This is a genomic window from Methylophaga sp. UBA5088 (assembly GCF_002414625.1).
Classification (GTDB): domain Bacteria; phylum Pseudomonadota; class Gammaproteobacteria; order Nitrosococcales; family Methylophagaceae; genus Methylophaga; species Methylophaga marina.
On sequence record NZ_DIAC01000074.1, the window covers coordinates 58,977 to 70,627 of the forward strand.

At 42.1% G+C, this 11,651-nt stretch carries 14 protein-coding genes; 7 read left to right on the plus strand and 7 right to left on the minus strand.

Annotated elements, in window-relative coordinates:
* Positions 1 to 176 precede the first annotated feature (176 nt).
* From mltG to B4K20_RS09720, 6 genes are read left to right on the plus strand one after another with little or no spacing between them, the layout of a single operon-like run.
* Complete coding sequence (gene mltG, locus B4K20_RS09695) at positions 177 to 1,190, plus strand: endolytic transglycosylase MltG (RefSeq protein WP_289282726.1); 1,014 nt, start codon at positions 177 to 179, stop codon at positions 1,188 to 1,190.
* Positions 1,187 to 1,816 carry a dTMP kinase gene (gene tmk, locus B4K20_RS09700; RefSeq protein WP_289282727.1) on the plus strand — a complete coding sequence of 210 codons (630 nt, stop codon included), beginning with the start codon at positions 1,187 to 1,189 and terminating at the stop codon, positions 1,814 to 1,816. Before mltG ends, tmk begins: the two co-directional genes overlap by 4 nt.
* Positions 1,813 to 2,781: a DNA replication protein gene (locus B4K20_RS09705; RefSeq protein WP_289282728.1), complete on the plus strand. Its 969-nt coding sequence runs from the start codon at positions 1,813 to 1,815 to the stop codon at positions 2,779 to 2,781. The genes tmk and B4K20_RS09705 overlap by 4 nt, the downstream gene beginning before the upstream one ends.
* A 12-nt stretch (positions 2,782 to 2,793) precedes the next feature.
* On the plus strand, positions 2,794 to 3,147 hold the full coding sequence (locus B4K20_RS09710; protein ID WP_286304661.1) for a PilZ domain-containing protein: 354 nt from the start codon (positions 2,794 to 2,796) through the stop codon (positions 3,145 to 3,147).
* 48 nt (positions 3,148 to 3,195) lie between these two features.
* Entirely contained in the window at positions 3,196 to 3,969 is a 774-nt protein-coding gene (locus B4K20_RS09715; RefSeq protein WP_289282729.1) for a TatD family hydrolase, read from the plus strand.
* Positions 3,970 to 3,973: 4 nt separating this feature from the next.
* Entirely contained in the window at positions 3,974 to 4,579 is a 606-nt protein-coding gene (locus B4K20_RS09720) for an arylesterase (RefSeq protein ID WP_286304660.1), read from the plus strand.
* On the opposite strand, the gene B4K20_RS09725 is transcribed toward B4K20_RS09720, so the two are convergent.
* The 5 genes from B4K20_RS09725 to B4K20_RS09745 all read right to left on the minus strand — a co-directional run bounded on the left by B4K20_RS09725 (position 4,576) and on the right by B4K20_RS09745 (position 9,244).
* A complete protein-coding gene (locus tag B4K20_RS09725) occupies positions 4,576 to 5,484 on the minus strand; it encodes a GGDEF domain-containing response regulator (protein WP_286304659.1) in 909 nt (302 codons plus the stop codon). The genes B4K20_RS09720 and B4K20_RS09725 overlap by 4 nt on opposite strands.
* Before the next feature lie 42 nt (positions 5,485 to 5,526).
* Entirely contained in the window at positions 5,527 to 5,892 is a 366-nt protein-coding gene (locus B4K20_RS09730) for an Hpt domain-containing protein (RefSeq protein WP_286304658.1), read from the minus strand.
* Positions 5,893 to 5,981: 89 nt separating this feature from the next.
* Positions 5,982 to 8,066, minus strand: a complete 2,085-nt coding sequence (locus B4K20_RS09735; protein ID WP_289282730.1) for an ATP-binding protein — start codon at positions 8,064 to 8,066, stop codon at positions 5,982 to 5,984.
* Between the two features lie 13 nt (positions 8,067 to 8,079).
* Positions 8,080 to 8,817 (minus strand): DUF5020 family protein, encoded by a 738-nt coding sequence (locus B4K20_RS09740; RefSeq protein WP_289282731.1) that lies wholly within the window; start codon positions 8,815 to 8,817, stop codon positions 8,080 to 8,082.
* Between the two features lie 61 nt (positions 8,818 to 8,878).
* Positions 8,879 to 9,244, minus strand: coding sequence for a sirohydrochlorin chelatase (locus tag B4K20_RS09745; RefSeq protein WP_289282732.1), 366 nt, complete (start codon positions 9,242 to 9,244; stop codon positions 8,879 to 8,881).
* Between the two features lie 119 nt (positions 9,245 to 9,363).
* On the opposite strand from B4K20_RS09745, the gene B4K20_RS09750 reads away from it, so the two are divergent.
* Positions 9,364 to 9,672 carry a hypothetical protein gene (locus B4K20_RS09750; protein WP_289244244.1) on the plus strand — a complete coding sequence of 103 codons (309 nt, stop codon included), beginning with the start codon at positions 9,364 to 9,366 and terminating at the stop codon, positions 9,670 to 9,672.
* On the opposite strand, the gene B4K20_RS09755 is transcribed toward B4K20_RS09750, so the two are convergent.
* On the minus strand, positions 9,669 to 10,049 hold the full coding sequence (locus B4K20_RS09755; RefSeq protein ID WP_289282733.1) for a hypothetical protein: 381 nt from the start codon (positions 10,047 to 10,049) through the stop codon (positions 9,669 to 9,671). The two genes, B4K20_RS09750 and B4K20_RS09755, sit on opposite strands and share 4 nt — an antisense overlap.
* Positions 10,050 to 10,169: 120 nt before the next feature.
* Positions 10,170 to 11,651 (minus strand): energy-dependent translational throttle protein EttA (gene ettA / locus B4K20_RS09760; RefSeq protein ID WP_289282734.1); only part of this gene is annotated, 1,482 nt, incomplete at its 5' end.

The following is an 11,651-nucleotide window of genomic DNA, read 5'->3' on the forward strand; positions in this document are numbered from 1 at the left end:
CACTGAAATAACGACCTTAAACATGGATGATTTGTACCAGGCGGATGAAGTCTTCCTCACAAACAGTCTGATTAACATATGGCCAGTCACTGCACTGAGCGGAACCAACAAAACATGGTTTCACGGCGCTATAACACAACGTTTGCAAAAGGCATTGAGCACTACTGATAATTGATATGAAGAATACGATTTTATTAAAAACTCTCATGCCGGCGTTGTTAGCTGCTGTCATCTGTACCTATATTGTTATCCAATACAACCGTTTTATGACCACACCGCTTTCCATTGCTGAGCCGGTAGCATTTGTTGTCGAACCAGGTAGTAATCTTAAGCGTGTCAGTCAGCAATTATACGAGCAAAATATTACTTCAATCACGCCGATACACTTGCGAATTTATGGAAGAGTCAATGACTTAGCCAGCAAAATTAAAGCAGGTGAATATGAGTTGTCCCCGAGTGATACCTTGCCAGAAGTCATGAATAAACTTGTTTCTGGCAAAGTGATAATGAACTCACTGACCATCGTCGAGGGAATGACTGCACAGTCACTTATTGATGTAGTAGCCGCTCATCCAAAAATCAAACACACCATAGAAAAGGCGGAACTAAGTGAGGTTATGAAAGCCTTAGGCAAACCAGATGAAGAAGGAGAGGGCTGGTTTCTTCCTGAAACATATCATTTTCCTACTGGTACCACCGATATTGAATTTTTGAAACGTGCATACGAACAGATGCAGACGGTCTTAAAACAAGCATGGGAATATCGTGCTAAGGACCTTCCATATGAATCACCTTATGAGGTGTTGATCATGGCGTCTATTATCGAAAAAGAAACCGCCGTGGCTGATGAGCGACCAGAAATTGCTGGTGTATTTGTGCGCAGACTAGAAAAAGGCATGCGGCTACAAACAGATCCAACTGTGATTTATGGCATCAGAAAAAACTTTGATGGTAATTTACGTAAGAAAGATCTGAGAACTGACACTCCTTACAATACATACACACGTAGTGGTTTACCACCGACCCCTATTTGTTTACCAAGTAGAGAATCAATCAACGCTGCACTTCATCCAGCTAAAGGTAACAGCTTATACTTTGTAGCAACGGGTATAGATGGCAGACATATCTTTTCATCCAATCTGGCCGACCACAATAAAGCGGTAAGAAAGTATCAATTGAATAAACAATGATCGGTAAATTTATCAGTATTGAAGGTATTGAAGGTGCTGGCAAGTCAACGCAAATCCAGTTTATCAAAACCTATTTAGAGCGGTTCAATCAAACTGTCGTCGTCACACGCGAACCCGGTGGTACACCACTGGCTGAAGAAATTCGTGAGTTATTACTCAAACCACGAGAAGAGCGGATGAGTGATGATACAGAATTATTACTTATGTTTGCTGCACGTGCTCAGCATATTAATCAGGTCATTCTTCCTGCTTTATCAGAAGGAAAGTGGGTCGTATGTGACCGCTTTGTTGATGCAACGTTTGCATATCAGGGGGCGGGACGCGGTATTCATGAAGAACGCATTGCCGCTTTGTCTGAGTGGACGCTGGCAGGTCTGAAAACCGATTTAACGTTACTCTTTGATTTGCCTGTCGAAGTGGGGCAACAACGTGTTAACCAGCGATTATTGCAGAAAGATCGGTTTGAGCAAGAAAAAACTGACTTTTTTGAGAAAATTCGTCATTGTTATCTTGAACGTGCAGCCGCTGAGCCTGAACGTATTCAGATTATCGATGCAGAGAAGTCTATTACGGCTATTGAACAGCAAGTTTCTAACATACTTGATAAATTACTGAAAAAAGTATGAAAACAGAGCTATATCCCTGGCATCAGCTTGCTTGGCAACATATTGTTTCACTTTATCAGTCTAAACGAATGCCTCATGCTCTTTTGCTAAACGGAATCTATGGACTAGACAATGATGTGCTTGCCAACAAGCTGACTAAAAGTCTGTTATGTCTAAATCCGACGGAGGACTTTGAGAGCTGCAATACTTGTCATAGCTGTCAGTTATTTTCAGCAGAAAGTCATCCAGATCATACTGTTCTAAAGCCAGAGGAGGCCGGTAAGCAGATAAAAGTCGATCAAATCCGGCAGCTGAAAGATTTACAGTCCTTAATGCCTAAGGTTTCTCCAGCTAAAACTGTTATTATCCAGCAAGCAGATCATATGAATACCAATGCTTTTAACAGTTTGTTAAAGCTGCTTGAGGAACCGCAGGATAATACCATCCTAATTCTGGTGGCCAGCTCGCTCCACAGACTTCCAATAACGATAAAAAGCCGTTGTCAAACGATTACTATCTCACGACCAGAATATGCTCTGGCTGCTGAATGGTTACAGAGCCAATCCGACTGGAATCAGCAGGAGATTGAAACTGTGCTGAAACTGGCTAATGGTGGGCCAGTAGCTGCACTAGATATAGGTGAAGAAGGGATTGAGCAGAGCAAACAGGTTTTTCGAGGTATGGCAGCATTAATGCGTGCTGAAGCCAATCCTGTGCAACTTGCCTCTCAGTGGCAAGCGTTTGATCTGATTTCTGTGTTACATCAATTACAAGCCATGATACAAACCAAACTGGCTTCACTGTTAGATGGAAAAGAGCAGCTAGAATCCCATCTCCTCAAGCATTATTGGGCTATTTCAGATTGCATCATCCATACAATGAAGTTACTATCCTCTCAGAATAACCTAAATAAAACCTTACTCTTAGAAGATTTGATGGTGTCGATTATGCAACATGCACGTCAGATTCAGCAGCATCCACAATAAACAGGTAATACAATGGCTTCTAATCCAAGAAAAGGCATTTTGTCACTGAAAATTACCGATCAGAATATGCTGTATCACTCTTATATGCCTTATGTAAAAAATGGTGGTTTGTTTATTCCCACAACCAAAAGCTATCAGCTCGGTGAAGAGGTATTTATTCTTTTGTCACTGATGGATGAGGCAGAAAAGTTACCGGTGGCGGGAACTATCGTCTGGATAACACCACGTGGTGCTCAAGGTAATCAGGCAGCCGGTATTGGTGTCCATTTCAGTGATATTGACGGCAGTGCTGCTGTTGTCAGAGGTAAGATTGAAAACTATTTAGTCGATAAGCTTAAATCAGATAAAGCCACTTATACCATGTAAGCCTATTCTTAACGGCTTCCATTCCCCTATTTCAAGTTGTTATTGTTTATGTATATAGATTCACATTGTCACCTAAATTTGCTTGCCGATGAAGAGGGCGGCATAGATGCTATGGTTTCCGAGGCAGAAAGTCAGGGAATAGATCATATTCTCTGTATCGCTATCGATAAAAAAAGCTCGCTGGATGTAAAAAACATTGCTGATCGTTACCCTAATGTCAGTGCCAGTGTAGGCATTCATCCTAATGTAGAAGCAGATGAGCAATATTCTGTGGAATCATTGGTAGTAGAAGCTAATCATCCTAAAGTTATTGCTATCGGTGAAACCGGTCTCGACTATTTTCGTAGTGAAGGTGATCTTGCCTGGCAACGTGATCGTTTTCGTGTGCATATTGAAGCGGGTAAACAAACGAAGAAACCCTTAATCATTCACACGCGTGAAGCACGCGAAGATACGATGACAATACTTGAAAATGAGAATGCACGAGATGCCGGCGGCATTATTCACTGTTTCACTGAAAATTGGGAAACGGCTCAGCGAGCACTGGATATTGGCTTTTATATTTCGCTATCAGGCATTGTGACCTTTAAAAGTGCGAAAGAGTTACAGGAAGTCGCTAAAAAATTGCCATTAGACAGAGTATTGATAGAGACTGACGCACCGTATCTGGCACCAGTGCCACACCGCGGGAAAACCAATAAGCCGGTTTTTGTAAAACATGTGGCCGAGTTTTTAGCTGAGTTACGTGGTGATACGGTTGAAAATATTGCTGCTGTCACCAGTCAGAATTTTAGACGCTTATTTCCTACAGTGGCAGCTTAAGAGTATGAGACAGATAAATAGAAAATGGACATTTCTTTTATTAATCATCGCGCTTGTATTCCTTCAAGCTTGTTCAGATGAAAAACAGAAATTTGAACTCACCGATTCCGCTGTCATATTAGCGTTTGGTGATAGCCTGACGTTTGGCACTGGCGCTAACCCTGAACAAAGTTATCCTGCTCAACTTGCAAAGCTTACTGGTCGAACCGTTATTAACGCTGGTGTGCCCGGTGAGATAAGTGAGAAGGCACTGGAGCGATTGCCTGAATTGTTAAATAAACATCATCCTCAACTGGTGATTTTATGTCATGGTGGCAATGACTTATTGAGAAAGCTGAATGTAGGCGAACTGGAATCAAACCTGGGCAAGATGGTTGATCTCATCCAGCAAAGTGGTGCTGATGTACTTTTAGTCTCGGTGCCTAAACCGGGGTTATTGATGCAAGCTTCACCAGTCTACCAACGTGTAGCTGAAGCTAAGGGCGTTGCCATTGAAGACAGCATCATCGCAAAGGTTGAAGCTGAAATAGAATGGAAATCGGATCCGATTCATCCTAATGCCATCGGTTATAAAAAGATTGCAGAGCAACTCGCCCTCTGGATTGATTAATTCTGAACGGTAACAATCTTATTACGCCCAGCGCCTTTCGCCTCATAAAGGGCTTCGTCTGCTTGTTTAATAAGATTAGCAACCTTAGAGTGCTGACTTGGCTGGTGAATACAAACGCCAATGCTCGTTGTCACATCGATAGCTTGATTGAATTCCATATCCATCTTTTCAACAGTAGATCGGATTCGTTCAAAAAGCAGCTCACTTTCATCACGTTTCTTTAAACAGGCAGCGATAAGAAACTCTTCTCCACCATAGCGACACAATACATCATATGGACGTAAAGTTTGTTGAACGTGTTTACTTAATTGTTTAAGCACTTTATCGCCTTCCGGGTGGCCGAAGTAGTCGTTAATGTGTTTGAAATGATCAATATCAAGTAAAGCCACTGCCAGAAATTCGTTCTTTCTAATACACCGTTCTATCTCAATATCTACAGCAACGAAGCCAGCACGACGGTTCATTACACCGGTTAGTTCATCATAATACGCAAGTTTTTCAAGCATTTTGTTTGTATTGATTAAGCGATCCTGCACTCGCAGAATGCGCTCGGCTACAGCATATTTTGCTTTTAAAAAGAGGCCATCGATGGGTTTGGTGATAAAGTCATCCGCGCCTGCAGCCAAGGCTTCAATAATCTGTTCTTTTTTATTGTTTGAAGAAACAATAATAACGTAAGGAGGAGAGTCGATCAGGTTTTGACGAATTAGGCTGGTAATCTCAACGCCATTAATACCTGGCATATTCCAGTCGAGAAAGATTAATTCAGGTGCTTCAGTTTGATTGATGACAGCCATGGCCTCGTGACCGTCTTTGGTAACGTGTAACTCACAGCCATAACCTTTAAGTAGGGAAGAGAGTGTGAGACGACTCACTTCATCATCATCAGCAATTAAGACTTTCATCAATTAGACCTTGTGGTTGTCAGTTACAAGATGGTTATATATCTAGGTGGTATTGTGGTTGAGGTAATCAGTCATGGTCAACTGGATATCTGATATATCGTTCTTTAACAATGACATCTCACTTTCAATTCTTTCGATATCAGTCGCATTAGCAGCTTCTTCAATGGCAATACAATCATCTACAACTCTTAAAGCACCTACTGCAGCTGCACTGCCTTTTAATTTGTGTGCATGGGCTTTTATGGATACGAAGTCTTTCTGTGATAGTGCCGACTCCAGTACAGACATCGCTTTTTCAACATTATCTAAAAACATCTGCATCATCTTTTGCAGTAGGGCTTCATCATTCAGTAATCTGTTGTAAGCACCTTCACGGTCCCATAGTGCGTGTGTGGTTTCTCTCTCCATATTGTTACCTATATGACATTATTGTTGTGTTAAATGATGGTTATATTATTTTTTAATTATTGTTGAACTTAAATGTAACATTGTTCGCTTTATTCTGTATCGGCTAGAGCAAAATAACGTTCAAATGCCTGCTGTATATCTTCTACACTGACCGGTTTAAGAAGATAATCATTCATGCCCGACTCAATTGCTTCTTGCTTATCTGTCGTTGAAGCATTAGCAGTTAGTGCCACAATCCAGGGATTATTATTGTTGAAGTGTTTTCTGATGCGTTTGGTCGCTTCAACACCATCACAATCCGGCATCTGCCAATCCATAAAGATGAGATCGTAGTGATGTTCATTTTGCAGATTAATGGCTTCAATCCCGTTTTCTGCTAATGCGGCATCCCCACCCAGTTTTTTGATAATCATTTGCATCATAAAGCGGTTCATTTCAAGATCGTCAACGACAAGAATAGATAGCTGAGAAATTTTGTTTTCAATAGCAAGATGGGGCGTTTCACTCTCTGTCTGGTTTTTTTCTACCAACGATAGGGGTAAATCGAGCGTGAAAGAGGAGCCTTTATTGATGCTGCTTTGCACATGAATATCACCGTCCATCAACACGGCTAGACTTTTAGATATAGCCAGTCCTAAGCCTGTTCCGCCATATTTACGGTTTGTCGTCTGGTCCAGTTGATTGAAGTGTTCAAATAACCCTGTCATCTGTTTAGCACTCATCCCTACGCCAGTATCCGTGACTTTTATGATTAACCGTTGCTGTCCAAAATTTTCAATAGCATCGATATCGACTTTAATACTTCCTGATTGAGTAAACTTGACAGCATTGTTGAGCAAATTAAGAACAATCTGTTTCAGACGGATCTCATCGGTCATGATGAGTTGTTCCATAAGAACCGGTGCGATATTCACCGTAATAGGTAAATCTTTTTGCTCGGCCAGTGGGGTAGTAATACGTACACAATCCTCAATAGTGCTGGCTAGATTAACGGCTTGATAGTCAAGCTCTAACTTCCCGGCTGATATTTTTGAAAAGTCCAGTATGTCGCCAATGATAGAGGAGAGTTGTTTGGAGCTGATTGATAATGATTCAACCAGTTGACGTTGTTCTGTATCTAACGCTGTTTTATTTAACAAACTCGTCAAACCGATAACACCATTTAACGGTGAACGAAGCTCATGACTTACCATGGCTAAAAAAGCATCTTTAGCTGTTTCACGTTGTTTGGCGGAGCGATTTCTTTGCCGCATGTATACCGCCACAAGTAAGGTAATCGTCAATAGCGTGCCAAGTGCAGCAAAGTTAAGCACTCTAGCAATGGGGTAAGTGCTGGTATTTTTGACTGCAAGCAGCCAACTACCGGAACGAAAATGGATAGGCGATATATGATCGGGCTTATCAAAAATAGCCGCTTGTCCCCAGAATACTTCGCCATCTTCACCCAAGCCATGCCTGCCTTTTAACGCCAATTCAAAGCCATTCATGTCTGAGTCGAGTAAGCCCGCTTCATTGAGTAAGCTTTCCGTTGTAAAAAGAATCGTTGCCAAGCCCCAAAAATCATTCCTTGGTTTAAGGTTTGTGTCAGCTAACAGGTGATGATCAACAAGCCTATCGGAGGATGAATTTGGCGATAATTTACTAAAGATGGCCTTGCGGGCGATGATAGCGCTACCGCCTTGAATCAGGTTTATTGGTCCTGTTATGACTTGTTCGTATAAATAAATCGCACTGATGATCTGCTCTCTCCGAGCATCATCTTTGAATAAATCATAGCCTAGTGCTTTTTTGTTATTTTCAGGCCCAGTTAAATAACGAATAACACCTTGTGGTGCCAGTTGTAAGCTCAAAAATCCGTCTATGGACTCATGGAGCTGATTAGCAAAAAGATCGAAGCGCTTTTGGAATTGTTGCTCATCTTCTTTCACTTGCAGATTATAGTGTGCATTTTCAATCACAAATGCGTTTAAGGATTCCAGGCTCGATAAACGTTCTGATAACGTACTTTGTAATGCTGAGGCGTGTTTTGCGATAAAGGCACTGGCGATTTGTTCTCTTTGCACATCAATTTCATGCATTTCTTGCAGCATTAAATACGCAGTGGCCATGCTACCTATCAGTAAAATTAATAGGTAACTGCGATAGACGTATATCCAAGCATAAAGTTGTTTCATTTTCTGCCTTAGCTTAGAAGGGAAGTAAGAACATAACTTGTGGAACAGACTCAAGCACACCATCCAGTCCGAATTTATTGTACCAGTACGAATACTCGATACCTGCATAGAATTGTTTGTCATGTTGCCAGTAATGACCGACATCAATGAGTAGTTGAGGTTGAGCCAACAGACTGGCATGCCCGCCTGTCGCTTCTGCACTTTGCCAGTCAATAAAGCCTTTAAACAAAAAGCGATGTTGAGCAATATCAAAAGTCATTCCCCAAATTGGAGAAACTTGTATGCCAGTGGTTTCAAGATGATCAGCCTTAAAAGCCATAACATCTAATTTGAGATAGTCAAATACAGACGTTTTAAACTTGACTCCGGCACCCAGCAGATAAGCCTTGAACGGGTCTGATTTGGGTAAATTACCTGCATTGATACCAGCAACAATAGAGATATCATCCAATAGAGTGAAAGGGAGTGGCTGTGCTGTTAGGGCCTTCCAGTTAAGACGGGGATAAAACTCTGCATAGAACTCAGTACTTGTATCAGAACGATTAAAGACATTGGTGAAAAAATAACTCTCTCCGAACTGCCACGATGACGCATGTTCAATTGTTATTGACTCTCTTGATGAGGGGCCCAATTCATATTGATTGCCATATAAAAACTGAATATTGCTGGCACGCCAGTTAGGTCTGTCTTCGGCGAATGATATCGATGACGATAATAAAAAAATGATCAGATACAAATAGCGGTGTGACATGTGCGTCTCGAGTCAATTATTAAGCAGTTTATCGACTCGATGCAGACTTTATTGAACCGTGTTATGAGCCTGATGCTGTTTTTAATATCAGATCAAGCATAATAGATGAGGAGCCTACGTGTGGTGTGACCTCAATAATGATGTCTGGGTGCGCCACTTTGACTTCTGCAATGATCTCTGGAATGTCTTCCGTGACATGTTTGCCCGAGTTTAGAAAATAAGGTGAAACAACAATCTGTTTAGCGCCTGATTTGACACAGTGTTCTATACCCTCAGGGATAAGGGGAGAAGCCAACTCCAAAAAAGCAGATTCGACAATATCAAAGTCATGTTGTCCGTGTTCTCTTATTTGTGTAGCAATCTTCTTGACTTCATCATTTGATGCTTGTCGACGGCTGCCATGAGCAATAATGAGTAACGCTTTCATGCTTTTCCTTCTTTTTTTTGGACTGTTATTATCGGGTATCTGACTAAAAATTTGTGTGAAGAAATTAAATCATTTCTTTTTAGTCTCAATGAGGGTGATAAGTCACTTAATGTGAGGATATGATGAAATTGAACGTCGCGCTGATGTTACTAGCTGTATGGTTTGCCCCCCTGGTCATGGCTGAAGATGAAGCTCATAAAGAGTGTCTGCAAATTTCAAGTTTAACCGGAGACTATTTCGCTCAACGATTAGAGGGTAAAACGAAAGCAGAGATGCAACAGGCAACGCCCTCCGAGTTTAAGCATACGGCGTTTTTGAGAAAGATTGAACTGGCGATAAACCTGGCTTTTACTTTCCCTGAATCGCAGTCAGAAGAGCAGATTGAGAAAGCCGTTTATGAAAACTGTCTGGAACACCGGAATAATTAATAGTACTTCTCATATGAACGATGCTTTTCACATCGCGTGACCAGCGTTCTACCCAAACGGAATTGTGACCCTTCGTCACCGCAAATCATGCAGCATTTAGTTGACCGCATTTGTGCTTGTTTGATGATGTGATTGATATCACGAGTGCCATTGATGACATCACATAGAATTTTACCTTGATGCTCCTCGATGAAGACTATTCTTGGTAGAAACATGCGTTGTCGGTGTTTTTTATTGATGTCTTGAGCCACATCCTCGATAGCGGCACAGAGATTAAAAACCAGTTCGAACCAGCCTGATGGCACATTGATTTCATGTTGACGACCCAGGGTAATCGGGCAACGAAGTTTTAAGCGGGCTTTTTGTGCGTTTTTCATGGTTGATCTATCACAACATATTACTCATCGACACATAGACACGCGAAAGATGAAAAAAGATTCAGTGTTGACTGGTACAAAGAAAGATTGGCTGCCTGTGAGAACAGGCAGCCTGATACATTAACCAATGCGACGATACTTGATACGTTCAGGTTGATGGTCTTTGCCAAAACGTTTCGCATAATCCTCAGCATACTCACTATAGTTCCCCTCAAAGAAGACAACGGAAGAGTCACCCTCATAGGCAATGATGTGTGTACATATTCTGTCAAGGAACCAACGATCATGCGATATCACGACGGCAGAACCTGGGAATGCAAGAATAGCTTCCTCTAAGGCACGAAGTGTTTCTACATCGAGATCATTGGTGGGTTCGTCAAGTAATAACACATTACCACCAGACTTAAGCAGTTTTGCCATATGCAGGCGGTTACGTTCACCACCCGATAAATCTTTAACAAACTTCTGCTGATCTGAGCCTTTGAAGTTGAAACGGCCGCAGTAAGCGCGAGAGGGTGTTTGATAATTTCCGACGGTAATCACATCAGCACCATCAGAAATCTCTTCAAACACGGTTTTTTTACCATCCAGCTCACGTGACTGATTCACATACGCTAACTCAACAGTACTGCCAATTTCGATTTCTCCAGAGTCAGGTTGTTCTTCACCAGAAATCATGCGGAAGAGGGTCGATTTACCCGCCCCGTTAGGACCGATAATACCGACAATGGCACCTGCTGGAATCGATAAGCTCAGGTTTTCAAAGAGCAGCTTCTCACCGTAAGATTTTGTCACGTTGTTGAGTTCAATGACTTTATCACCCAGGCGTGGACCGGGTGGAATATAAATTTCCTGTGTTTCATTGCGTTTCTGGAATTCACGTGAATTCATTTCTTCAAATGATTTCAGACGGGCTTTTGATTTAGTCTGACGACCTTTTGCCCCTTGTTTCACCCATTCCAGTTCTGCCTTAATGGCTTTTTGGTGAGACGCTTCTTCTTTAGCTTCTTGTTGCAAGCGCTGGTCTTTTTGCTCCAACCATGAAGAGTAGTTGCCTTCATATGGAATGCCACGACCACGATCAAGCTCCAAAATCCAGCCTGCTGCATTATCCAGGAAGTAGCGATCATGGGTAATGGCGACCACGGTGCCAGGGTATTCCTGTAAGAACCGCTCAATCCAGGCAATGGATTCCGCATCTAAATGGTTGGTTGGCTCATCAAGAAGTAGCATATCAGGATGGTCGAGCAATAATCGACATAAGGCAACGCGACGACGTTCACCACCGGATAAGACTGAAACAGGTGTCTCCCATGCTGGGAGACGTAAGGCGTCAGCTGCACGTTCCAAAGCATTTTCAAGATTATGCCCATCTTTTGCCTGAATCAGATTTTCTAATTCAGCCTGTTTCTTGGCTAAGGCATCAAAGTCGGCATCAGGATCGGCATAAGCAGCATAAATAGCATCAAGTTCATCGAGCGCACCTTTCACATCGGAGACGGCTTCCTCAACTACTTCGCGCACGGTTTTGCTGTCATCCAGTTCGGGTTCCTGAGGTAAGTAACCGATATTCAAGTCAGGCATTGGACGTGCTTCACCAAT

Bases quoted from the DNA above. Each gene is read 5' to 3' on its own strand.
- tmk (WP_289282727.1), top strand. From the start codon at position 1,187: ATGATCGGTAAATTTATCAGTATTGAAGGTATTGAAGGTGCTGGCAAG.
- B4K20_RS09705 (WP_289282728.1), top strand. From the start codon at position 1,813: ATGAAAACAGAGCTATATCCCTGGCATCAGCTTGCTTGGCAACATATT.
- B4K20_RS09710 (WP_286304661.1), top strand. From the start codon at position 2,794: ATGGCTTCTAATCCAAGAAAAGGCATTTTGTCACTGAAAATTACCGAT.
- B4K20_RS09745 (WP_289282732.1), bottom strand. From the start codon at position 9,244: ATGAAAGCGTTACTCATTATTGCTCATGGCAGCCGTCGACAAGCATCA.
- B4K20_RS09735 (WP_289282730.1), bottom strand. From the start codon at position 8,066: ATGAAACAACTTTATGCTTGGATATACGTCTATCGCAGTTACCTATTA.
- B4K20_RS09730 (WP_286304658.1), bottom strand. From the start codon at position 5,892: ATGGAGAGAGAAACCACACACGCACTATGGGACCGTGAAGGTGCTTAC.
- B4K20_RS09720 (WP_286304660.1), top strand. From the start codon at position 3,974: ATGAGACAGATAAATAGAAAATGGACATTTCTTTTATTAATCATCGCG.
- B4K20_RS09755 (WP_289282733.1), bottom strand. From the start codon at position 10,049: ATGAAAAACGCACAAAAAGCCCGCTTAAAACTTCGTTGCCCGATTACC.
- mltG (WP_289282726.1), top strand. From the start codon at position 177: ATGAAGAATACGATTTTATTAAAAACTCTCATGCCGGCGTTGTTAGCT.
- B4K20_RS09725 (WP_286304659.1), bottom strand. From the start codon at position 5,484: ATGAAAGTCTTAATTGCTGATGATGATGAAGTGAGTCGTCTCACACTC.
- B4K20_RS09750 (WP_289244244.1), top strand. From the start codon at position 9,364: ATGATGAAATTGAACGTCGCGCTGATGTTACTAGCTGTATGGTTTGCC.
- B4K20_RS09740 (WP_289282731.1), bottom strand. From the start codon at position 8,817: ATGTCACACCGCTATTTGTATCTGATCATTTTTTTATTATCGTCATCG.
- B4K20_RS09715 (WP_289282729.1), top strand. From the start codon at position 3,196: ATGTATATAGATTCACATTGTCACCTAAATTTGCTTGCCGATGAAGAG.